1 protein-coding gene is annotated in these 540 nt (G+C 34.4%); it reads right to left on the bottom strand.

What is annotated here, in order from left to right; genetic code table 11:
• On the bottom strand, nucleotides 1-540 hold a 540-nt coding region (locus CEG13_RS18545; RefSeq protein ID WP_143469703.1), incomplete at both ends, for an RNA-guided endonuclease TnpB family protein.

Raw genomic sequence — 540 nt, 5'->3', positions numbered from 1 at the left:
ATTGGCTTTCTCACCCTCACTATCGACAAATAGGCCATCCATCGCAAAATCTAACCCAACTACTTTTTCAATTTCTTTGCTTTCAATCTCCTTCTCGTACTCTGTAAGAATAGAAATATAGTATTTTCCTGATGAGGTCAATGATAGGGTACAAGATTTGATTTTGTATTCTGATGGAATCTTTCTATGTTGTCTGATTTTAACCATTTTTAATTTAGGTAATTTGATATAACCATCCAACAATTTAATATTACCGTTTACGACATTTGTTGTATAGCTTTGCTTATGTCGTTTACTTTTGAATTTTGGGAACTTGGAATTCCCTTTGAAGAATGCTTTATATGCCTTATCCAAGTTTAGTTGTGCGTTCGCCAACGCTAATGAATCTACTTCCTTTAGCCATTCATAATCGTTTTTGTACTTAGCAGGAGTAGGGTTCTTCACTTTTTTTAAGGCAGCTTTATCATCTTTCCATAACTCATAAGTCCCTTTTCGTTCAGCTAACATATTGTTGTAGACGAAACGAACACATCCGAAAGT

It is taken from the genome of Lentibacillus sediminis, from assembly GCF_002763455.1.
Taxonomy (GTDB): domain Bacteria; phylum Bacillota; class Bacilli; order Bacillales; family Amphibacillaceae; genus Lentibacillus_D; species Lentibacillus_D sediminis_A.
The sequence above is the reverse complement of the archived record's forward strand: the minus strand, read 5'-3'. Positions and strand labels throughout refer to the sequence as shown.